This window comes from Longimicrobiales bacterium (genome assembly GCA_035764935.1).
In the GTDB taxonomy this organism is placed as follows: Bacteria; Gemmatimonadota; Gemmatimonadetes; order Longimicrobiales; family RSA9; genus DASTYK01.
The window spans coordinates 1-21,935 of record DASTYK010000076.1; the positions used below are offsets into that span (position 1 = coordinate 1).

Here is a 21,935-nt window from a genome sequence, read left to right on the forward strand (position 1 = left end):
TCCACGCGAGCAGTCGTGAATCCGACCATGCGCGCGCCGCCTCGGACAGGAACCGCGCGCCGGTCGCGAGCGTGAGCACCCAGTAGGCGAGCGCGGCGCGTTCGGGGGTGTAGCGATCGTCGTCCCTGGCGGCGCGCGGGAAGAGCCAGAGCGCGACGCCGAAGATCAGGAACATCACGAAGCCGACAAAGATCGCGTGTGCGTGCGCCGACACCAGGTGCGGGTGCGGAAACACACCGAAGAGCTCGCGACGGACGAGGAGCCATGCGCCGAGCGCGAGACCGGCCATCAGGAAGAGGACGCCGGTCTTGATGAAGCGGCGAACGAGTGTGTACACCGGGTCAGCGCCTGGAGCCCGTGCGGATCGTGCTGCTCATCCGCGCGAAGCGTCGGAGTCCGTGCGTGACGGCTGGACCACGGTGAGCAGGAACGACGCTCCGTGGTCGGACGTGACGGAGTGACGCACACCCGGTCCGGCCGACAGGAGGTCGCCGGGTCCGATGTCGTGCTCGGTGTCGCCGGTGGCGAAGCGCACACGGCCGCTGATCGGCTGGATGGTGATCGGCCCCTCGGCGTGGTGCTCGGAGATCGAGGAGCCGGGTGCGAGCACCACCAGCGTGACGCGCATGGGGCCGTTCTTGAGGAGCGTCCGCGCGGCCGGCCCCTTCCGGTCCGCCGCCGCCGGATCCGCGGCTCGCTCGCTTTCGCTCGCCAGGTGAAAGACGAGCACGTCGCCGGAGAGCGGTCGCTGGATCGACGGCATCACTCGCGCTCCGGCGCGTCTGTCTTCTTGCCGACGAGCACGCGCCACGTCTCGGGGCCCTGCTCGAGGTACACGAACGAGAACGCCTCCTCCCCGCGCGTTGCACGCAGCGTGTAGTACATGCACTGCGGATCGTGATCGACCGTGAGCTCGAGCACGTCACCGACCGCGAGCTGCTCGTACGTGCCCATGATCCGTTCGTAGCGATCCTTCGGCTCGACGGGTCGGATGTCGAGCGAAACCAGTGTGCTTTCCATCACCTCTCCATCGTTGCCGGCGAAAGCTGTACGACGTCGCGCTCTGCCTTGCTCCCGCACCCCCAGCCGCCGCGACGGCCGAGCCAGTTTTCCCACGCCACACGGTAACGCGGTGAGCTCGGCGCGACCACCAGTGGTCCGCCGAAGCGGCCGAGGGCCAGCTGCCCCATCAGCGCACCGATCCCGCGACCATCGGCCATCGCAGCCTCCGGTCCGCCGCCGAGCAGCCTGACGTAGCGGAGCCGCTCCGGAATTGCGCGCATGGCCCGCCGCAGGTCTCCTGCCATGTCGCTGACGGCGTCATCGATCTGCCATGCGACGTCCGTATCCGCACCTGCGATCGCGCCGAGCCAGGACTCCGCCGCGCCGCTCACTTCCACGAGGGCGCCAGCGCCGCTGTCCCCGAGCCCGCGCGCGGTCGCAATGCGCTCCGCCAGCGAGCCGTGCGCGATCAGCGCCGGCGCTTCCAGCTTCGCGCATACGTCGGCAACCTTCGCGGTCGTCAGCGCGCCCGACACGCGGAAGCTTCCGATCGCAACGCCGAAGTCGGCTGCAAGGACGGCCGCCGTGGCGGCGCTGGCTGCGTCCGACACGCCGTGCGCATCCTCATCGCGCAGCTCGAGCACGGCGAGGCCGCGTCGTGCGCATGCAGCAAGGAGTGCGTCGACATCGGCATCGACGGCCGCGGCGGAGCTCAATCCGAGTCGCATCAGGCCGTCCGCGAGATCTGCACGCGCCAGACTGCCGGCCCCTGCTCCAGGTACTCCCAGCCGAACTGGCCCGCGTGCTCGAACTCGAACTGGTAACGCAGCGGCTTCGGATCGTGATCGTTCACCAGCACGAAGGACTCGCCCGGCGCCAGCTCCGAGAAGGTATGAAAAATGGTCGGGTGCTTCTCCCGCGGCGGGATGACCCGTACATCGAGAACTCGCTCGCTTCCCTGCATCGGTGTGCTCCTTCCAGGTGGATCAGGATCGGCTCACGCCGTCCTGCGACGGATGAATACGCGCACGAGCTCCGCATCCTGCTCACGGACCTCGTAGGTGAACCCCCGCTCCTCGAGCAGCGGGAGCAGGAACTGCGGAACACGCACGTTGAGCTGCACCAGCGTTCCCCCAACGGGCAGCTGCTCCAGCGCTGCGAGCGTGCGCATCATCGGCTCGGGCGGCTCGAGCCCGCGCACATCGAGCACGACGACGTCGTCCGTTGCGGCGGAGACGGCAACATCGGGTGCGGTTTCCGGCACATTCTCGGGCCGGTCTGCGGCTGGCTCACTGCCATCGGCATAGAACCAGACGCGCCAGTCTTCGGGCCCGAGCTCTTCCGTGTAGTGCTCGAGTCCCTGGCGTCGCATCACGGTGTAGAGCGGAACAGGCTCAAAGATCGCGCGCACGGCCAGCGCGCCGTCGTCCGGGCGCTCGCGCAGCGCGGTCATGATTGCACGGAAAGGCTCGTTGCCGGCTCGCAGCTCGTCGCGCACGTCGAGCACGATCCGGCGCTCGGCCGGGATCGCAGCAAGGGCAGGCGGCTCGGCGCCTTCGCCGGGTGCGGGGCGCGCTGCGCTGGACGGCTCGACGGCCTGTCCATGGGAGCGGTCTGATTGGGCGGACTGCGCAGCGGCCTGGCCGTGTGATGAACTGGCCGGCTCGACGGCCTGGCCGTGGGCGCGGCGCGATGCGTCGCCTGCTGCGGCCCCGGCAGCAGCCGCACGCCGAACGCCGGGCACCGCAGCGGCGGCTGGCGCCTGCGCGCCACGCCGGTGGGCATTGAGCTGATCCACCAGGAGTTTTGCATCCAGGCCGGCCATGCGTGCCGCCTGTTCCACCGTGACGAGTCGCGCCATGACCTTGCGCATCGCGGGGTTGCGCAGCCGCTCGAACGCGGGGGACAGCGATGCGAGCACGTCGATCAGCGACTCGTCCTCGCGCAGGATCGTCGCCACGCGGTCGTCGGCACGGATCACCATGCCCCCTCCTGGATCATCGTCGGATTCCATGCCGGCTCCCACACCAGGCGCGGCACCACCCCGCGGACGCCGGTTACCTGCTCCAGCGCACCACAGATGCCGTTCGTGATGTGCCGCTCCATCGGGCAGCCGGGTGTCGTCAGCGAATAGGTGACGATCACCGTGCCGTCATCGACGACCAGGTCGTAGACGAGGCCCAGTGTCACGATGTCGAGCCCGATCTCCGGATCGATCACCGTCCGCAGCGCATCCCATGCGTATGCCTCGACGACTTCGATGGGGACGTCTTCGTCATGCGCGGCCGGAGCCGTCGATGCTTGGAAGTCCCGCACGTCATCCGCCTGCGTCGGCGACGTGCTCCCGGTTTCACGCGACTGGTTCATGGACGTTTCCTTGCGAGCTGGAACATCTGCCACAGTGTGACCGCCACTCCACCCGCGAAGGTGACGGCCCCTGCACGTGCCACGGTGCCCACTCCCAGAGCGACGCCGCCCGCGAGCAGGGCTGTTGCCGCGACCAGCGTGGACGCGGCGATCGTCGCCAGCCGCGCCGAGTACAGCTCGCTCACGCGCGGGACCTCCTGCCTGCCGGCCACGGGTCCGAAGCGGTGGTACCAGATGAGGAACGGCACGATCTTGTAGTAGTGCGCGACGATGAAGAGGCTGATCGCGAGCAGCAGTGTCATGACGTACGCCGTCGCATGCCTCGCCTGTGCCACACCCGCAATCACCGGCCACACGACGACCAGCGCCACCACGAGCGCGGCAAGCGCCGTCGCGGCGAGTCGCATTCCCGGATCCAGGTTGCGCCGGACGCGGTGCGCGTAGAAGGCGCGCGCCTGCAGCAGGAACGCGACGCAGCCGCCGGCAATCAGGAGCGCCGGCAGCCAGCGGCTGATCGCGACGGGAGCATGGTGCAGGAACGTGAGAATGCCCGCGCCGCTGGCCACGAGCGCGACCGCCACCCTGGCGTTGCGGTCACCGGCCCCGTGACTCAGCAGGAACATCGGCAGCAGCCGCTGCGCGACACCGATCATCACGAGCAGCACCCATCCCGCTACAGCGATGTGGATGTGCACGCCCATCGCGTTCAGCCGGCCCGCACCGAGATACCCCCAGCGCAGGTTGCCGGCGAGCGAAATGCCGATGCACAGCGTCGCGAACAGGTAGAAATCCGCAAACGCGAGCGCCCACCACGTGACGTCACGCCGCTGCGCACTCTTCAAGGTCGCGGCCAGGTTGATGGTGAAGAGCAGGACCCCGCTGCCGAAGCATGCCGCTCCCGCCAGCATCAGCGCGCTCTCGTTCGCAACGAGCCCCGCAACGAACAGCGCGAGCCCCGGCGCATGCAGCACGAAGCTCGCATGCGCCACGCGCAGCCAGCGGATCGGCTCGCCCAGCGCCACGGGCAGAAACTGGTAGAGCGCCCCCATGATCGACGTCGTGATCCAGCCCAGCGTGAACAGGTGCGTGACCCCCGCCACGCGCGGCGACACGTACGCACCCGTCGCGAGCGCCGGCGCGATCACGACCAGCCCCACCGCGCCAGACAAAAGAAACAGCAGGGCAGCAGCGAAGTGCTCGCCGGGAAGCAGAAATGGCGGCGCCTTCGAGGCAGCAGCGCCCATTGGCATCATGGGCGGCGTCGCCGCCATCGCACTCACCGGCATTCCACGGCGTCCGCATCCGCCGCGTAGGTGCAGCTCGCATCGCCGGCCGGGATGTAGCTCAGGCGCGTCAGCCGCTCGCCACCGAGCAGCTCGCGAACGAAGCCAAGCTCCGCACGGCACGGAATCGTCGTCGCGCCCACCAGCTCACGGATCGGACAGTTGCACAGGCGGAGCGCGGGTTCCCTGCCCGGCTCCACCAGCGCCATGAACCCCAGCTCCGACAAAATGCGCGCGACCTCCTCCACCCGCGCCCGCCCCCGCAGGTCGCGAACTCGTGCCAGCGCAGCCGGCCGACGCGCATCGATGTAGGCCTCGAAAAACGACTCCAGCGCCGCCTCGTTCCCCGTCGCCTTCAGGTGATCCGCCAGCGCACTCAGCACCTCGCCCTCGCGCCGCGGAAACAGCGAGTCCGCCGCGGCCGCCAACCCGTACACGATCTCCGGACGACCTCGCCCCTGCGCGCGCGTGCCCGTCCGCTCCACCAGCCCCTGCTTCGACAGCGCCTGCAGGTGGTGCCGCACCGTCTCCACATTCAGGCCGGTACGCTCCGCCAGGTCCGGGATCGTGCCCCCGCCCGACTGCTTAAGCAGCACCAGGATCTCCTGCTGCCGCGAGCCCGGAGCAATCGCGACCGCGGCCTCCGCCGCAACGGGCGCAGGGAGACTGGATGGCGGGTCGGACATCGCGGTTTTCCGGCTCATGGAGTGGAAAGTCACGGGGCACGCGGACATTGTCAAGATGATTGTCTTGCTTATTCGGATCGGGGCCGCCAGGGCCTTGCTGAGGCGGCGGGATGACCCGGCGGGCACGCCGGAAACGTCACAATTGCGGCGCTCCCGAAGGCGCGATGTAACCTTACCGGCGCCACACGCCGGAAACGTCACAATTGCGGCGCTCCCGAAGGCGCGATGTAACCTTCCCGGCGCCACAGGCCGGAAACGTTACAATTCACGCTCCTGCACCTGGGGAACTGTCACGTTTCCGTCCATATGCGCCGGAAACGTCGCAGACTGTCGAGCAGGCGGCGGCAATTGTGACGTTGACGGCGCTCATTCCTGCCGCGCGCGTGCGCGCAGTCGCCAACGCCGCTCCGCTCGTCACGGCTCACGCTCCGCGGCACCGTTGCGACTGACCGCACCGCCCCCTGTGCCGCGGGCAGCTTTCCGGCGGTTCCCGTGGGCCCTGCCCCGCCGTGACTCGCGAAGAAACACCGCTCCATGAACCCGCGGCGGCGCTCCGGCGCTCCCCTCGAACGCACCACGCCATTGCCTCGAGAACGCGGCACGAGGCGAACCCGCGGCGGCGCTCCGGCACTGCCCTCGAACGCACCACGCCATTGTTGCCTCGAGCGAACCCGTGGCGGCGCCTGCGCCGCCCCCCGACGATCCCCGGGACCTTCGCTTCCCGCACCCCCCGATCCCTCCTGTGTCAGGGATTCCCCCACGTCCCGCCCAGACCTTCCCCACCCGTAAATCCTCGTAACTCCGACCTTTACGCCCCGGCCTATTTCATACCTTGAGGTGCGAAATAAACCCGGTCAGAAAAGGACATGGTCATGCGGAATACACGGATCTATACCGGACTGGTAGCAGGCGTTGCGGTGCTGGCGGCGGCCGGCCTGGGCTTCGCGAACCGCGCAGCGGCGCCGGCTGTGGAGCGGGTGGACTTCGGCGTCACGACGACGGCGACCACCCCGGTGTTCGACGCCAGCGTGGCGGCGCCGTCGAAGGCGACGGTTCGCGAGTTCCGGATCCCGATGACCCATCGGACCATCGAGATCGCGCCTGGCGTGAAGTACGATGGCTGGACGTTCGGCAACACGGTGCCGGGTCCGGTGATCCGGGTCCGCGAGGGCGACCTGGTGAAGGTGACGATCGTCAATGAGAGCAACATGCCGCACTCGATCGATTTTCACAGTGCGCGCATCCCGATGAACGAGGCATTCAAGACGATCGGCCCCAACGAGGAGCTGACGTTCGAGTTCACGGCCGGCGACCCGGGCGCCTACATGGTCCACTGCGGCACACCGCCCGTGCTGATGCACATCATGCAGGGGATGTATCTGCCGATCATCGTGGACCCGAAGGATGGCTGGGGCACGGAGGCGGACAAGGAGTTCGTGCTGGTGCAGAGCGAGTTCTACGCACAGCCGGGCAATGGCGATGCGATGCAGCCGGACTACCAGGCAGCGCTGGACAAGGATGCGAGCTACGTGGTGTTCAACGGCAAGGCGAACCAGTACAGCGCGAACCCGCTGGAGGTAGCCGAGGGTGATCGTGTCCGGTTCTTCGTGGTGAACGCCGGGCCGAGCCTGCGGAGCGACTTCCACATCGTCGGTGCGATCTTCGACCGGGTCTACCCGGACGGCAATCCGAAGAACGTGCTGGAGAGCGTGCAGACGTACACGGTTCCTGCGGGCGGCGGCGCAGTGTTCGAGACGGTGTTCGAGGCGGGCGCGAGCGGTGAGGGGATCTACGCCTTCGTGACGCACGCCTTCGCCGATGCGAGCAAGGGTGCCGTGGGCAACATCAAGGTCGGGAACGCGGTTATGGCCGCGGGCATGGGCCACTGACCGCGACGAACGAACCGTTGGACAGTTGCAGGGTTGAACATGCGCGGGACCGTCCGGTTCGGTCCCGCGCACTGCGTTTACGGGATGAAACGAGGCGGCAATGGACGTTTACGTCCGGAACTTCATTCGTGCGAGTCTCTTCTGGCTGGGTACGGGCGTGCTGCTGGGGGTGTGGATGGCGCTCGCGTCCGACGCGCTGATCTACCGACCGGCGCACGTGCATGCGAACCTGCTCGGCTTCGTGAGCATGATGATCTTCGGCGTCGCGTACCACGTGATTCCGCGTTTCAGCGGCGCGCCGCTGCGCAGCCCGCGCCTGGCGCTCGCGCACTTCTGGATTGCGAACACCGGTCTTGCGCTCCTGGTCGCGGGATGGCTGTCACGCCCGTGGACGCCCTCGATCGGTTCGACCGCCCTCGGCGTCGGTGCGATTGCGAGCGCGACCGGCGCGTTTCTCTTCATCGGGAACATCTGGCGCACGCTGGACGCGGCAGCGGCGCCACTGCCCGTTGCGCGAAGCGTCGCTCCGGGCGGCGGGGCACGTTGAGGCGGGCGGGGCGCAGGTCGTGCTGACTCAAGGGCTTGCGGTGCTGACGAAATCAACGACACTCAATGCACCGATCGGGCAGAAACGGGTTCGACTCCGCTGATGGAGCAGCAGGCAGGCTCCCTGAAGAACATGCACGCGACCACCACAGTGATACCTCCGCAGCACACTGACGGCACTGGCGCCGACTGGCGGACAGCGCTTCCCGAGCCGCACCGACGCGCGGTCCGCGCCTGGCTCTGGTCGATCGCCGCGATGACGCTGGGCATCATCGTGATCGGCGGCATCACACGGCTCACCCTGTCGGGACTGTCGATCGTCGAGTGGCGGCCGTTCACAGGCATCGTCCCGCCACTGAACGAGGCACAGTGGCTGGAAACGTTCGAGCTCTACAAGCAGTACCCGGAGTACCAGACGTGGCGCGCCGGCATGACGCTTGGTGAGTTCAAGTTCATTTTCTTCTGGGAGTATGTGCACCGGCTGGTGGCACGCCTGATCGGCGTCGTTTTCCTGGTCCCCTTCGTCTGGTTCTGGCTGAAGGGACGGCTGAACCCGCCGCTGCGGCGTCGGACACTCGCGCTCTTCGCCCTGGGTGCCGCGCAGGGATTCATGGGCTGGCTGATGGTGATGAGCGGGCTCGTCGATCGTCCGAGCGTCAGTCACTACCGCCTGGCCGCCCACTTCTCGCTCGCACTCATCATCCTGGGTTACGCCTCGTGGCTTGCGCTGGAGCTGCGCGTCGGCCAGGCGCGTCCGGCTGTCGCGGCGGGCGCGCGCTCCTTCATGAAGCGCGGCCTCACGGTGGTGGGCATCCTGCTCTTCGTGCAGATCATATGGGGCGCGTTCACCGCGGGACTCAAGGCGGGCCACTACTACCCCACCTTTCCGCTCATGGGCGGAGCGCTCGCGCCTCCCGACCTGCTCCGGCTGGAACCAGCGCTGCGCAACTTCTTCGACAACCCGCCCGCCGTTCAGTGGACTCACCGCGTGATCGGCACGCTGCTCGGACTCGCCGTCATCGGTTTCGTCGTGCACGTATTCCGCCACGTTCGTGACACGGTGTCGCGCCGTTATGCAGCCGCGCTTCTCGGCCTCGTGCTCGTGCAGTACATGCTCGGTGTCCTCACGGTGGTGAACCTGGTGCCGATCGGCCTGGGCGTCGCGCACCAGGCGGTCGCCGCGATCCTCCTTCTCTCATGGCTGGGGTGGGTGCACCACGTGCGTACGCTCCGCATCGATGTGTGATGTCACTCTACTTCATCAACGTCACGATTCATGTCTTCGCCGCACTCCTCTGGCTGGGCGGCATGTTCTTCCTCGCCGCGGTCGGTGCGCCCGTGCTGCGGCGTGTGGAGCCGCCCGCGCTGCGTGCAGAACTGTTCCGCAAGCTCGGCGCGCAGTTTCGACTCGTGGGCTGGATCGCGATCGCCGTGCTGCTCGTGACTGGTACGTTCAATCTCTACTTCCGTGGCCTGCTCTCGATGAGCGTGCTCGCGAGTGGCGCGTTCTGGCGCTCACCGTACGGGATCGCTCTGGCATGGAAGCTCGCAGCAGTGACCGGGATGCTCGTCGTGCAATCGATTCATGATTTCATCACCGGGCCTGCGGCGTCACGGCTGCAACCCGGCAGCCCCGAGATGTTGCGCGCGCGCCGCCATGCTGCTCTGCTCGCGCGACTGAGCGCCGTCCTCGGCATCATCGTCGTCATCGCTGCTGTCCGACTTGCGCGCGGTGGATAGCGGCTGAAACCGGCCCGTTCGCACCGGAACGATCCCGACGAAACCTTCATCCGCTCGCGACGGAAACTCCAACCGATCCGAATAATCCTTCATCCGCTCGCGACGGAAACTCCAGCCGATCCAGTCGGAACCTTCACCCGTTCCCGACCCCCAGTTCACGCTTCCCTCACACATTCCACAGGCCGTCTCGACCCGCCATGCGCCCGCCCCACACGCCTTGCCAGCGGTGTTGGAATTGCATGATAAACAAGTAGTTACATTCCCCGGGACAGCGGAGGTTGCCATGGCAATTGCACAGGGTGAAGGCACCTTGGATGCCACGCAGACAGGTGCAATGAGTCTGGCCCCGGGACCGGCCGGTGCCGACGGTTTTCCGCAAGCCGAACTGATACACGAGCGGCGTGCGCGTGCCGAGGCCGAACGCGCGATGCGCCTGCGCGACGAGATGCTCGCACTGGTTGTTCACGATCTGCGCAACCCGCTGAACACGATCAGCCTTGCTGCACAGCTGCTGGAGGAAGGCCGACTGGATGCGACTGCCCGTCGTGCTCACGCGCGCACGATCGAGCGGTGCGCACGCGGCATGGCCCACCTTATCGACGACCTGCTCGACGTGAGCACCATCGACGCCGGTGCATTCCGGATCCGGCGCGCGCGCGTTGCGCTGGACGTTCTGCTGTCACGACTGAGAGCGGATTTCTCGGCGCGGGCGGCGGACGGCGAAGTGCGCCTGCGCTGCACGGCGCAGCGCGATCTGCCCAGGATCCGCGGTGACACTCAGCGACTGTACCAGGTGTTGTCCAATCTGGTTGCCAATGCGCTCAAGGTTGTCGGCCCCGGTGGGCGCATAGACGTTGACGCGCAGCGTATCGCCGACCATGTGCAGATCGACGTGTGCGACAATGGGCCGGGCATGGAACCGGACGTCCTGCAGCATGCGTTCGATCGCTTCTGGCATGCGGACCGGACAGGGCGCGCCGGTTCGGGGCTGGGTCTGTACATCTGCAAGGGCATCATCGAGGCGCACCGCGGGCACATCGAGGTGGAGAGTGCTCCGGGCGCCGGCACGACCTTCCACGTGCAGCTCCCGATCACGTAAGGCGATCGGGGGGCGGCAATCCACACGCAGTCGGGCGCGTGGCGAGTCACAGCGGCTCGCGCGCGCAACGGACCGGTCTCCAGGCGGGTGTCATGCGACGACGCGATTGCGACCGTTCTTCTTCGCGCGGTACATCGCCTTGTCCGCAGATTTCACCACCGCCTGTGGACCTTCACTCGCCGAGGAATACGACGCCAGCCCCGCGCTGATCGTGACGCCGAGCTGACGCCCTCCGCCGCGCCTGGTTCCGCGCGCGGCGGCCGCGTTCTTCCCCTTGGGTCGCGGCAGAGTCCGCAGCGTGAACTTCGACTGCTCGATCGATTCGCGCACGGCCTGCACGTGCGGCAGAGCCTCCGCCTTCGACTTTCCCGGAAACACGATCGTGAACTCCTCGCCGCCGGACCGGAACGCGCGGCCGCCGCCGCCGACTGCACCGAGCCTGGACGCGACCATTCGCAGCACCTGGTCGCCGACGTCGTGGCCGTACCTGTCGTTGAATGATTTGAAGTGATCGACATCGACGACGGCAACGGTGTACGGGGCGCGCACGCTCGCCAGCAGCTGGTTCAGCGCACGTCGTCCGGGCAGTGACGTCAGGTCGTCGTGGAAGGCCATCGCGTAAGCGGCTTCCATCAGCGAGACGAGCAATACCACACCGGCCGCCAGGAGCCAGAGGTCGCGCGCAACGGTGCCGGGCTCTGCATTGAAGGCAATCACGACCGCGAGCAGCGCCCACGCGAGGCCGGCGTCGGCGGGTCGGCGCCGCAGGAGTGCGAACAGCCCCGCCACGAGCACCGCCAGTGTGCCGGCCAGGATGGAGACCTGGGACAGGGAGGTGGGCCCGATCGCGAGGACGTCGTACTCCAGAATGGGCAGGACCTGGCCGGGCGCCCACGCCAGCAGGAGGAGCACGGTGACGGTGGGCAGCGCCGCGAGCAGCAGCTGCAGGTACGCGCGGGGTGCGCTGATGGGCCGGTCCGCGGTGGTCGAGAGCAGCGCGAGGCCCAGGGGCAGCGTGGTCGCGACTACCATGGTGACGGCGGCGCTGCTGCCGTACAGGCGCGGCTCGAGTGCGACGGCTGCGCAGGCTGCCAGCAGCGCCAGGATGAGGAGCCGGCTGCGCTGCAGCCGCCAGGCGAGCAGCACGCACGTGGCCATCACGACGAGCGGGTAACCGTCCGCGGCCCGGCCCAGCAGCGGCGAGGCGGGTGCCACGAGCAGTGCGGTGCACGTGACGGCCAGCACCAGCGCTGCCGGTGCGACCAGCGTCAGAAGCGTCTTCGTCGACGTCGATGTTGCCATGGAGCCCGTGGGTTGTCGGACGCCCCGGGGATGGGCGGGAGTGCATGGGAAGATGTGCCCTGCCGGCGCCTCGATCAAGGCGCGGTCGGCGGCCGATGCCGCCGCCTGCCTGCAACTCGTTGGGAGCACTGCACTAGAACGTCTGCTGCGGCCACGATCGGCAGATCGGTCACGCATGCATCGTGCAGGCACGGTACCTGCCGCGGGCAGAACGATCTCACGCCACAGGAGACTTCCGTTGCGAATGTACCGGCTCCGCATGCTGCCACTGCTCGCGACCCTGGGTGCGCTCGGCGGCTGCTCGCTCAACACCCTCTCGCTCACGGACGACGCACCGGAACCGGAGCAGATCGAGCTTACACTCTTCCTGGTGGGGGACGCGGGCGAGCCCGACCCGCGCGAGGTGGGCGCGCCGCTCGATTCGATCTATGCGCAGGCCGCACTCGCCCCGCAGCGCGCCTTGATCCTGTTCCTCGGCGACAACGTCTACCCGGTGGGGATTCCCGAGGAGGGACAGGCGGAGTGGGCAGACGCGCGGCGTCGCCTGGCCGCGCAGGTGAACGCGGTGCCGGCCGGCGCACGCGGAATCTTCATCCCCGGCAACCACGACTGGGGCTATCCCGACGCGGAGCCGTTCGGTCTCTACTCACTGCGCCTGCAGGAAGCGATGATCTCGGAACTTGCCGGTGATCGCGACATCCGCCTCCTGCCGTCCAACGGATGCCCTGGTCCCGTTGCCCTGGACGTGGGCCGGACTCGCCTGATCATTCTGGACACGCAGTGGTGGCTGCACGACTACATCGTGCGCGACGAGGAGTCCGACTGTGCCGCGAACACGCAGGCCGAAGTCACGGCCAGGCTGCGCACCCTTGCCGCCGACAGCGCTCCGGGCCGCGTCACGTTTGTCGCCGGGCACCACCCGCTCATGACCGGGGGGCCCCACGGCGGCTACTGCGGCATCACCGGGCCGTTTCACCGGTTCGGTGGCCGGTCACAGGACATCATCTCGGGCCGCAACCGAATGATGCGTGATTCGATCGAGGCCGCGATCTCCGTCAACCCGCCGATCGCATACGTCGCGGGTCACGATCACAATCAGCAGGTGCTGCATGGCGGCGAGTCGGCGGAGTACGTGCTCGTGAGCGGCGCCGGCTCCTACTCCAAGGCCGAATGCGCCGTGCGCATGCGCGAGAGTTACTACGTCAGTCAGAACAGGAGCGGCTTCATGCGCATCGACATCCTGCGCGGGCAGGGCGTGCACCTGCAGGTCTACCGTTTCAACCGCGAAGGTGCCGGGGGCCTCTCGTATTCCCGCTGGCTGGAGCCCCGCGCATGAGGAACTCCACCATGCGACGTCCAGTTCCCCTCCTGGCCGGTGCTCTGCTCTGTGCCCTGCTCCACGCCGGCACGGGCACCGCTGCCGCGCAGGAGCAGCTGCCGTTCTCCCGCGTGGAAGGCACGATCATCGGCTCCATGGGGCCGCAGCCGCTGCCCATGCCCGCCAGCCGCAATCACAACTACTGGGGCTTCCGGCTGCAGGCCGCGAGTCACCTCGGCCGGAGCGGCGCCGACTTCGAGGCCATCGCCGGTGGCGTCGACCTGCAATGGCGAGGCGGCTCCACGTTCGGCGTCACTGCGGGTTATCAGCGCACCGCATGCGACGTCGGCGAGTGCAACAATCACCTGATGTTCGAGGGACGCGGCCGCTTCAACTTCATCACTGGTGGTCCGACCATCGCGGGGGCGCTCGGTGACGCCAATGCCAGCACCACGGTCGGCTTCGATGTGGGCCTCGGATTCTCGCCGGACATTGCGCCGCGGCTGAACGCCTGCGCATTCGACATCGGCATGCCGGTCGCCATTGCCATGCTGCAGAGTGTGCGGCTCGTCGTCTTCGCGAAGCCGACACTGGCCTGGGACTTTCACTGCGGCGGCACGTCGCAGGATCTGACCACGACCTGGATCGGCAGCTTCGGCGTGGGGCTGCAGCAGCTCGGGCTGCGCGGGCTGGATGTCAACGCGGGCTTCAAGAAGCTGTTCCGCGACGACACTGGCTACGTGTTCGGTGTCAGCGTGTCGTACCTGCTGCTGCCCTGACGCTGGCATCATCGGCCGTCTGCGCCGCGATGACCTCGTTGCGGCGCACGTACGCGCCGTCGCTGCGCAGCGTCCAGGTTTCCGGATGGTTCAGCGTTTCGTCGAGGATGTGGTCGAGCCGTGCGCAGTGTTCCGCATCCCGCACGGGTGTCACGATCTCGACCCGCTCGCGCATGTTCCGCGGCCGCCAGTCCGCCGAGCCGATGTAGTACTCGTCGCTGCCGTCGTTGTGAAAGTGGTAGATGCGCGCGTGCTGCAGGTAGCGGCCCAGCAGGCTGGTGACGCGGATGTTCTCTGACAGACCAGGCACGCCCGGCCGGAGCGAACAGATCTCGCGCACCATCATGTCGATCTGCACCCCCGCCTGCGATGCGTGATAGAGCGCAGCGATCAGGCGTCGGTCCATCAGCCCGTTCATCTGGATGCGGATGCGCCCGGCGCGGCCGGCGCGGGCGTGCTCGATCTCGCGATCGATCATCCGCAGGAACCGGCGTCGCATGTTGAAGGGTGAAACCAGCAGGCGGTCGACCTCGGCATTGGCCGCGTACCCCGTCAGCAGGTTGAAGATCGAGTTCACCTCCTGGGTCAGCTCCTGGTCCGCCGTGAGAATACCGACGTCCACGTAGCTGGCTGCCGTCCTGGCGTTCAGGTTGCCCGTGCCGATATACGCGTAGCGTCGCACGGCGTTGTCTTCCCGGCGCAGAACGAGCGCGACCTTCGCATGCACCTTGTACTTGGGCGGCGAGAACACCACGCGGATGCCGGCCTCCTCCAGGCTGCGCGCCCACGCGATGTTGCGCTGCTCGTCGAAGCTCGCCTTGAGCTCCACCATCGCGACGGCATCCTTGCCGTTGCGCCGCGCCCGCTCCAGCGCTGCGACGATCGCCGAGTCGCTGCCCGTCCGGTAGAGCGTGATCTTCACGGCAACGACCTGCGGATCATCCGCTGCTTCCTCGAGCAGCCGCTCGACCGAGTCCGAGAACGAGTCGTGCGGGAAATGCACGAACAGGTCGCGCTCGGCGATCTGCTCGAAAATGCTGCGCTCCGCGGGAAACGGTGTGCGCACCTGGCGCGGCTCCCAGTGCAGCTCCGGCTGCTCGATCTGTGCTAGTTCCTCCAGCGCCGCGAGATCGACGAAGCGCTCGACGCTGTAGACGTCCTGCTCGTCCAGCGTGCTCGCGTACTCCTCGCGCTCGAACTGCATCTCGCGCAGGAGGTGCTCACGCATCTCCGGCGGCATGGAGCGCTCCACCTCCAGCCGTACCACTTCCTGGAAGGGACGGCGCGCGACCTCCTCGGCGACCGTCTCGAGCATGTCGAAGGGATCGTCGCCGAGATCGATTGTCGCGCTGCGTGTCACGCGGAACGTATGCGCACGGACGACCTCGAGGCCGGGGTACAGCTCCGGCAGTGCGGCCCTGATCACGTCCTCGAGCGGAACGAACCGGCGGCCGCCGGGCAGCGGCACGAAGCGCGGCAGGTCGCCCGGCAGTTCCACCGCGATGAGCTGGTCCCGCTGCTCGCCCGGCAGTCGCACGGTCGCCGCGAGCGCCGGTCGCAGGTTGCGCACATGCGGGAACGGGTGCATCGGGTCGGCCACGAGAGGTACGACCAGCGCCTCGAGCCGGTCTCCGTAGGTCGCACGCACGTAGTCCTGATCGTCCGCGGCCAGCTCGTCCCACGAATGGATGACGATGCCGCGCTCTTCCAGCTCCGGCAGCAGTCGCTGGAACAGCAGCGTATACGCGCGCTGCTTCATGCGCCGTGCGCGGATCGAGATCACGTCCAGCTGCTCGGACGGCGTGAGCCCGTCCATCGTGCGGTCCGCGTCGCGCGCCGCAAGCATGCGCTTGAAGCGTGCGACACGCGTCATGAAGAAGTCGTCGCGCCGCTGTCCGAACATGCCGAGGAAACGCACGCGCTCGAGCAGCGGGACCCGTGAGTCCTCGGCCATCACGAGGATGCGCTCGTCGAACGACATGCGCGAGAGCTCCGCATTCAGCAGTGTGTCGGGAGGCACGTCGCGCGGGGACGGCTCCACGGTTCCGTCCGCGGCCTCCAGCTGCTGCAGCACGAGCTCCAGCGGTTGCAGCGTGTCGTGCTCGGGATCGCGTACTCGCAGCGCCGCGAGCCCCCACGTGCCGAGGCCGGCACGCGCGACGAGATTGAGCGCTCGCAGGGTACGGCTGTCGCGCAGCCCCGGCGCACCCGCTCGGTCGAGCGCCTGCTCGATGGGGACCCACGTGATCTCCTGCGCCTGCTCCGGCCGCTCGACGTCCTCGGCCAGCCAGATCTGCAGCGCCGGTCGTCCCGGCGTTCCGCTGCTCGTGCCCAGCAGTCGGACACGCGCGCGCGCGTGGCCGAAGGCGGAGCGCAGCGCCTGCCTGCACGCCTGCGCGCCTGCGCCCGGCCCGTACGGCACGACCAGCTCATTGCCACGGCGCATGAGCCCGAGCGCGCCGTTGTCGTGCACGAGAACCGCGACCTCGCGTGACGCGCGCACCCCCTGCTCGAGCGCGTCCCGTACCATGGCCTCCGCCAGCTCACGTGCCCGACCTTCGATCTCCGCGAGCGACGGACGCAGCGCATGCTTCTGGCGCAGCTCGCTGAGCAGGGTGTTCACCGCGTGCGAGGTGGGGTTCGGTACATCCACCTCGAGCTCGAACAGCTCGCCCGTCAGGTCTCCATGGCGCACGGTCGCGATGTGGCAGTGCAGGTAAACAGCGTCGCCGGTTTCCGTCATTGCGCGCCGGGTGCGCCGCAGCGTCTCCACTTCCAGCACGCTCTCGAGCCGCTCCGGGTCGATCAGCGCGCGCAGCAGGCGGACCGGCTCGGCATCACTGCCGAGCAGTGCACTCCGGTCCGCCGACGGTACGCTCGCCTCCGCGGTGCGGCGGCGGGGCACGCCATCCTCCGGAACCCGCTCGAGCACGTCCAGCCGGAGCGTCGCCGTGCCATCCTGCCGCTGCCGGATGCTCAGGGTCGCGCCCTTGGCCTTCAGGTCGGCGGCGGGAGTGTCGAAGTACACGTCGCGGAACGCGGCAACGTCGATCGCGTCATCAACGCCGGATCCTGCGAGCGGCGCATCCACCAGCCGCTCCAGCGTGTCGCGGTCCGGCACCTGGAAGCGCAGTACGGTGCGTTCAGTGGCAGGGCGTGTCATCAGAACGGAAGCCCCTGCCATACGTAGAATCGACCGTGCGAATGATCACCGCGCGCCCACGCCACGCTCACTGCGCGATCGAACGCCGAGAACCACACGCCGCCGCCCCATGCCGTGTGCCACCCGCCCGGGGATTCGCCGTCCATCCAGACGCGGCCCGCATCGGCGAGCCCGAACACGCCCAGCTCGCCGTTCACGATGAAGTTCACCGTATCGATCGGGATGCGCAGCTCCAGGTTGCCCCAGGTCGCCGCATCGCCGGTGTAGCGGTCGAAGCGGTAGCCGCGCACGGACATGCGCCCGCCGATCGAGGCGGCGTCCGGCAGCGGAACTTCTCCCAGCGCCGCCTCCCCGCCCACGCGCGCCGCGAGGTGCGTGCTGCCGAACAGCGGCAGGTAGCCGCTGAGCTGCGCCAGCGCGGTGCCGAACGCTTCCTCGGCGTCCCACGCGGCGGGAAAACCTGCGGCCTGCAGGAACATGCGGTACCCGCGGCGCGGTGCCGCACCCTGGTCCGTGTTGGACAGCTGCAGGATCGCCTGCCCGCCGAGGCGGCCGAACTCGTTGCCGTCCGCTGCAGGAAGAGGATTGCCGGCGGGCATGCGCGTCCGCGTCCAGTGCGCGAACGGGCCGATCGAGAAGCTGCCGCTCAGCCCGTGCTGCCCGTCCAGCACGAACGCACGCTCGACTTCGTCCGCGTCGTCCTCGTCCTCCTCACCGTTCTCTGCATCGCTGTCCGACTCGGCGCTCGGCGCGCCCGGACGCGGGCCGATGTCCCACGTGAGTGCCGGGAAGACCGTGACACGGTCCATCATCACGAGCGATTCGTCATCGCCCAGGTCGGGCGTGTCGTTGCCGAAGCCGTAGAACCGGAACGCATCGAACTCGACGGCGCGCGCGTTCAGTGTGAGCGCCAGGCGGGAGTTCTCCAGCCGGTGCTCGCCCCTCAGCTCCGCGCCCCAGCCGCCCGAGCTCGTGCCGTACAGCACGTTGAAGCCGAGCCGCGATCGATACGGGATGCGACGGAACCCGTAATCGGTGTACGTCGGCCCGCCGCCGATGATCAGGCCGGCACCTTCGCCATACTGGATGGCCGGTGAGAAGAGACTGCGCTCGCTCCCGTAGTCCGGCGCCCACTGCTTTCCGAAGCGGAGCCCCTCCGGCGCCTCCGGCTCTTCCCACTCTTTGGTGCTGAAGGATGCTGCACCCCGCGCCTGGTTGTCGCCGCGATGATCGTAGAAGCGAACGGTGCCGGTCTCGTCCTCCACGACGTCGTCGTCGCCGCCGCCGATCACCCGCACCTTGATGGAGCCGCGCCCCGGTCCGGTAATCACTGCGCGGTCGTCTCCGCCATGCAGGTAGATCCGGACCTCGTCAGTCTCCTCGGGCAGGAACGTCCGATCGTACCAGGCAGCGGGCCCACGCGTCTCCGCACCGTCAGAGCCCGATGCGACGGCGGCATCGACCTGCGACAGCCGCACGCGAACGCTGCCATCCTCGTGTCGCTCGACGAGCGCGAGGTTGTCCTCATCGGTGCCGCGCACGTCGACGTCCGTGGCAAGCCAGTCGTAGAACCGATCCGCGAGCGCTGGAAGCTCGGCACGGCGTGCGATCAGCTTGCTGCGCATTTCGTCCGCCGCAACCGGCACGAACTCACGAGGCATGGAAGCGAGTGCTTCGTCGATGACTGCGTCGGTCATTGCCTGCTGGACCGCGCGTGCGGCCTCCGCGAAGTCCGCACGCGTCATGGCTGTCAACAGCCGCCGATCGAGCACGTGGCTGCTGTAGGTCAGCGGCACGATCTCCGGCATCGTTTCGTGGAACTCGACCAGCTTCGGGTAGAACGAGCGGAAACGCGCGGTGAGAAAGCCGTCTGCATGCACGAACGCCCAGTCGCGGTCCCGCGGGATCGGCCGGTACACCTGGTCGCCCTCTTCGCCGAAGCGCGCGAAGCGCCACTGGTCCGAGCCACGGTCTGGATCACCGACCCACATGTCGATCAGCCGCGCGCGCAGGAACTCCTCCGCGTCGACGCGGTACGCCCGCGTCTCCTCGATGTCCTCGAAGACCTTGTCCACATCCTTGATCTTCGTCGAGCCGGCGAATCCCGGCGTGTCGTCCGGCCCCTCGTTCGGCTTGAGCTCGATCTCGCCCAGCATGCCCGCAAACGTTTCCCGGAACTCGCCCAGCCGGGGATCGTCCGGCATCACGTACAGCTGGGGCTCGAGGTGGAGAATGCCGGCGGCCTCCAGCAGTCGCGGCAGGATGAAGTGGCTGGCCGGATTCAGGCTGCTGATCTGGTCGGCAACGAGATCGCCGAGGAACGAACCGTCCAGCTCCGGTGGCAGCCCCTGCTCCGGATACTTGTCGATGGAGCGGAAGACCCAGCCGACCCCGTCCGCATCCAGCATGTGCAGCGTGATGCTCTGATTGCCACCCCCCTGGCGCTCGGGCGTGAGGCCGCCGGCAAACTCGCCCAGGTCGAGCACCGGCGCGCGTACCGGAGTAAGCCAGAGCGAGCGCCAGCCGTCGCCGAGCCAGAACCGCGCGAAGCCACTCGCTCCGTAATCGGGGCCGGGAACCACCGTCCGCTCCTGTGCGCCCGCACCCGGCGCAAGCGACGTCAGCACCAGCGCGACCATCGCCACGCACGTTCTACTCATCCTCCACTCCCGCCTTGCTCCGGACCCGGTGCGGCACGTACTCCGACGCCGCGATGTACGCCGACCAGCGCTCTTCCAGCTCGGCCAGCACGTCCACCGGGTCCTCGTTCTTCCTCAAACTCACGAGCACATCCATGCGCTGGATGCCCCGCTCCTCCTCGACCGGCTCCAGGATCCGCCAGTCCCGGGCACGCGGCGTCAGCGTGATCTCCAGCGCGTTCTTCGCCGCATCCAGGTTCGACGCGTGGGCGATCAGGATGCCGTCCATCTCCATGCCTTCCGCTTCGCGCGCGACCCGCTCCCACACGGCCCGCCGATCCTCCGCACGTCGCGCAACGATCAGGCTCGTGTCACCCGTCGCCAGCAGCAGCCGTGAGCCCGACAGCGCCGACACGTCGTAGCGCCAGAGAACCAGCACGACCAGGTTGAACAGCAGCGATACGGCGAGCGCCACATCGAGCGCCTGCACCCCCGCCGCGAGACCGATTCCGAGCGAGAGCAGCACATAGACCGCGTCCTCCGGCTCCTCCAGCTTCTGCCGGAACCGCACACCCGCCACGATGCCGGCAAGCGCAAATGCGAGTGGCAGGCTGTTCTTCACCACCATCACGACGCCCGCCACCACGATCGGCAGGACGATGATCGCCTGGACCAGTGACGGGTCGTAGCGGAGCCGCCGGGTGAACATGTGAACGCCCGCCACCGGCAATGCGAGCAGCAGCGCGCCCACGCCCGCGAACGCCGCCAGGAACAGCCGGCCGCCTTCACCGTCGCCGAATCCCGTGGCGCCGACCGAGCCGCCCGCATCCCCGAGCCGCAGGGCGGAATCCCGACCGGTTACGCCCGAAGCCGCCTCCGAGAGCGGTGCCGCGATCGCCTGCCGCGCCTCCGGAAACAGCCAGAGCAGAATCAGTCCCAGCGCAATGAGCAGCCCGTAATAGCCCAGCAGCCGCAGCAGCGGCACAGCGCGCACCCGCCTGCCACGCAGTCGCTTCGCCTCGAGTCCCGCCGTGTCGCTCGCCCGCATCCCCTTCGATTCCGCCTCTCTGACTCCGGGTCCGGGGGGCAGAGGGCAAAAAGCGTGCGGGCTGGCTGTCGAGCCCGCCGGACACACGACGGCGCCGTCCGGCACCCTCGCCCGGTGCCTGTCACCCGGCGCCCGGGGCAGGACTCCGCGGGGCCGGTGCACCCTGCTCGCGGAGCGCGTTTCGTATACAACATGCGGCCGCGCGGGCACGGAACTTCCCGCCGCCCATGCCGTACCACGCAATTGCGCGCACCCGCGATGCGGATGGGGCGCTCTCCCGATACTCTCCTGAGGAGGTCCCGCATGAGCCTCTTTTCCCTGCTGCGCTGCGCGCTGCCGGGCGTACTGGGCGTGTCGCTGCTGGTACCGGCGCAGGTGCTGGCGCAGGACGGCTTCCTGTTCGATGAACCGCGCGTCACGCTGAGCGTGCGTGGCGGACACCACATGGCATCGGCGGGCAGTGACCTGTACGACGAGTTCTTCGAGCTGCTCACCCTGGAGCGGGGCGACTTTTCCGGTTTCACGGTGATGGGTGACCTGGGCGTGCGGCTCACGTCGAACCTCGACCTCGTGGGCAGCATCGGCTGGATCGACACGGAGGCGGGCTCTGAGTCCAGAACGCACATCGGCTTTGACGACGAGCCCATCGCTCAGACGACGTCATTGCGCCGCATGCCTGTGGCAGCGACACTGAAGTACTACCCGCTCGACCGCGGGCGCAGCATCAGCTCGCACGCCTGGATCCCCGCCCACTTCACCCCGTACGTCGGCGTTGGGGTGGGGACGACCAAGTACCAGCTGCAGCAGGAGGGCGAGTTCGTGAACTACGCGACCTGCGACGAGGACAATGCGTGTGAAATCTCGGAGCTGGTGCTGGATTCCGATGGCTGGGGGCGCACGCTGCACCTGGCCGGTGGCGCCGACTACTGGCTGACTACGCGCTTCGGTGTTACGGCGGACGTCCGCTACCAGTGGGGCTCGGCCGAGCTGAGCTCGAGTTATCAGGGCTTCGAGGACATCGACCTGGGTGGCCTGCAGGGCACTGTCGGTCTGTCCGTGCGTTTCTAGACAGGA

The 21,935-nt window shown here is 68.1% G+C and carries 21 protein-coding genes; 8 read left to right on the forward strand and 13 right to left on the reverse strand.

The window, feature by feature from the left end; translation table 11 throughout:
- From VFU06_06055 to VFU06_06095, 9 genes are all read right to left on the reverse strand, one after another.
- The coding region (locus tag VFU06_06055; GenBank protein ID HEU5208958.1) for a hypothetical protein at positions 1-337 on the reverse strand (337 nt) is incomplete at its 3' end.
- 36 nt (positions 338-373) lie between these two features.
- On the reverse strand, positions 374-763 hold the full coding sequence (locus VFU06_06060; GenBank protein ID HEU5208959.1) for a cupin domain-containing protein: 390 nt from the start codon (positions 761-763) through the stop codon (positions 374-376).
- Positions 763-1,020: a DUF2249 domain-containing protein gene (locus tag VFU06_06065; protein ID HEU5208960.1), complete on the reverse strand. Its 258-nt coding sequence runs from the start codon at positions 1,018-1,020 to the stop codon at positions 763-765. Before VFU06_06065 ends, VFU06_06060 begins: the two co-directional genes overlap by 1 nt.
- Complete coding sequence (locus VFU06_06070; protein ID HEU5208961.1) at positions 1,020-1,730, reverse strand: hypothetical protein; 711 nt, start codon at positions 1,728-1,730, stop codon at positions 1,020-1,022. The genes VFU06_06065 and VFU06_06070 overlap by 1 nt, the downstream gene beginning before the upstream one ends.
- Positions 1,730-1,966, reverse strand: a complete 237-nt coding sequence (locus VFU06_06075) for a DUF2249 domain-containing protein (protein ID HEU5208962.1) — start codon at positions 1,964-1,966, stop codon at positions 1,730-1,732. Before VFU06_06075 ends, VFU06_06070 begins: the two co-directional genes overlap by 1 nt.
- Before the next feature lie 33 nt (positions 1,967-1,999).
- The gene (locus tag VFU06_06080) at positions 2,000-2,986 is read right to left on the reverse strand and encodes a DUF2249 domain-containing protein (GenBank protein HEU5208963.1); all 987 of its coding nucleotides are present in this window, start codon (positions 2,984-2,986) and stop codon (positions 2,000-2,002) included.
- Positions 2,980-3,369 (reverse strand): metal-sulfur cluster assembly factor, encoded by a 390-nt coding sequence (locus tag VFU06_06085; GenBank protein HEU5208964.1) that lies wholly within the window; start codon positions 3,367-3,369, stop codon positions 2,980-2,982. The genes VFU06_06080 and VFU06_06085 overlap by 7 nt, the downstream gene beginning before the upstream one ends.
- On the reverse strand, positions 3,366-4,640 hold the full coding sequence (locus tag VFU06_06090; GenBank protein HEU5208965.1) for a hypothetical protein: 1,275 nt from the start codon (positions 4,638-4,640) through the stop codon (positions 3,366-3,368). The genes VFU06_06085 and VFU06_06090 overlap by 4 nt, the downstream gene beginning before the upstream one ends.
- Before the next feature lie 5 nt (positions 4,641-4,645).
- Entirely contained in the window at positions 4,646-5,338 is a 693-nt protein-coding gene (locus tag VFU06_06095) for a DeoR family transcriptional regulator (GenBank protein ID HEU5208966.1), read from the reverse strand.
- An 872-nt stretch (positions 5,339-6,210) separates the two neighbouring features.
- Between VFU06_06095 and VFU06_06100 the strand changes: the two genes are divergently transcribed.
- The 5 genes from VFU06_06100 (at position 6,211) to VFU06_06120 (ending at position 10,612) form a co-directional block, all read left to right on the forward strand.
- Positions 6,211-7,227 (forward strand): multicopper oxidase domain-containing protein, encoded by a 1,017-nt coding sequence (locus tag VFU06_06100; GenBank protein HEU5208967.1) that lies wholly within the window; start codon positions 6,211-6,213, stop codon positions 7,225-7,227.
- A gap of 100 nt (positions 7,228-7,327) precedes the next feature.
- Entirely contained in the window at positions 7,328-7,774 is a 447-nt protein-coding gene (locus VFU06_06105; protein ID HEU5208968.1) for a cbb3-type cytochrome c oxidase subunit I, read from the forward strand.
- 102 nt (positions 7,775-7,876) lie between these two features.
- Entirely contained in the window at positions 7,877-9,019 is a 1,143-nt protein-coding gene (locus VFU06_06110; protein HEU5208969.1) for a COX15/CtaA family protein, read from the forward strand.
- A complete protein-coding gene (locus tag VFU06_06115) occupies positions 9,019-9,513 on the forward strand; it encodes a DUF4149 domain-containing protein (protein ID HEU5208970.1) in 495 nt (164 codons plus the stop codon). Before VFU06_06110 ends, VFU06_06115 begins: the two co-directional genes overlap by 1 nt.
- A gap of 226 nt (positions 9,514-9,739) precedes the next feature.
- A complete protein-coding gene (locus VFU06_06120; GenBank protein ID HEU5208971.1) occupies positions 9,740-10,612 on the forward strand; it encodes a HAMP domain-containing sensor histidine kinase in 873 nt (290 codons plus the stop codon).
- 90 nt (positions 10,613-10,702) lie between these two features.
- On the opposite strand, the gene VFU06_06125 is transcribed toward VFU06_06120, so the two are convergent.
- Complete coding sequence (locus VFU06_06125) at positions 10,703-11,914, reverse strand: GGDEF domain-containing protein (protein HEU5208972.1); 1,212 nt, start codon at positions 11,912-11,914, stop codon at positions 10,703-10,705.
- A gap of 244 nt (positions 11,915-12,158) precedes the next feature.
- Between VFU06_06125 and VFU06_06130 the strand changes: the two genes are divergently transcribed.
- Positions 12,159-13,250, forward strand: a complete 1,092-nt coding sequence (locus VFU06_06130) for a metallophosphoesterase (protein ID HEU5208973.1) — start codon at positions 12,159-12,161, stop codon at positions 13,248-13,250.
- An 11-nt stretch (positions 13,251-13,261) separates the two neighbouring features.
- Entirely contained in the window at positions 13,262-14,011 is a 750-nt protein-coding gene (locus VFU06_06135) for a hypothetical protein (protein HEU5208974.1), read from the forward strand.
- Here the strand turns inward: VFU06_06135 and ppk1 are convergent.
- Genes ppk1 through VFU06_06150 form a run of 3 tightly spaced genes read right to left on the reverse strand, consistent with a single transcriptional unit; the run spans position 13,983 to position 20,861 of the window.
- Complete coding sequence (ppk1, locus tag VFU06_06140) at positions 13,983-17,174, reverse strand: polyphosphate kinase 1 (protein ID HEU5208975.1); 3,192 nt, start codon at positions 17,172-17,174, stop codon at positions 13,983-13,985. The two genes, VFU06_06135 and ppk1, sit on opposite strands and share 29 nt — an antisense overlap.
- The gene (locus VFU06_06145; GenBank protein ID HEU5208976.1) at positions 17,174-19,834 is read right to left on the reverse strand and encodes a BamA/TamA family outer membrane protein; all 2,661 of its coding nucleotides are present in this window, start codon (positions 19,832-19,834) and stop codon (positions 17,174-17,176) included. The genes ppk1 and VFU06_06145 overlap by 1 nt, the downstream gene beginning before the upstream one ends.
- A complete protein-coding gene (locus VFU06_06150) occupies positions 19,827-20,861 on the reverse strand; it encodes a DUF4956 domain-containing protein (GenBank protein ID HEU5208977.1) in 1,035 nt (344 codons plus the stop codon). Before VFU06_06150 ends, VFU06_06145 begins: the two co-directional genes overlap by 8 nt.
- Positions 20,862-21,164: 303 nt before the next feature.
- On the opposite strand from VFU06_06150, the gene VFU06_06155 reads away from it, so the two are divergent.
- Complete coding sequence (locus VFU06_06155; GenBank protein HEU5208978.1) at positions 21,165-21,929, forward strand: hypothetical protein; 765 nt, start codon at positions 21,165-21,167, stop codon at positions 21,927-21,929.
- Positions 21,930-21,935: the final 6 nt, after the last annotated feature.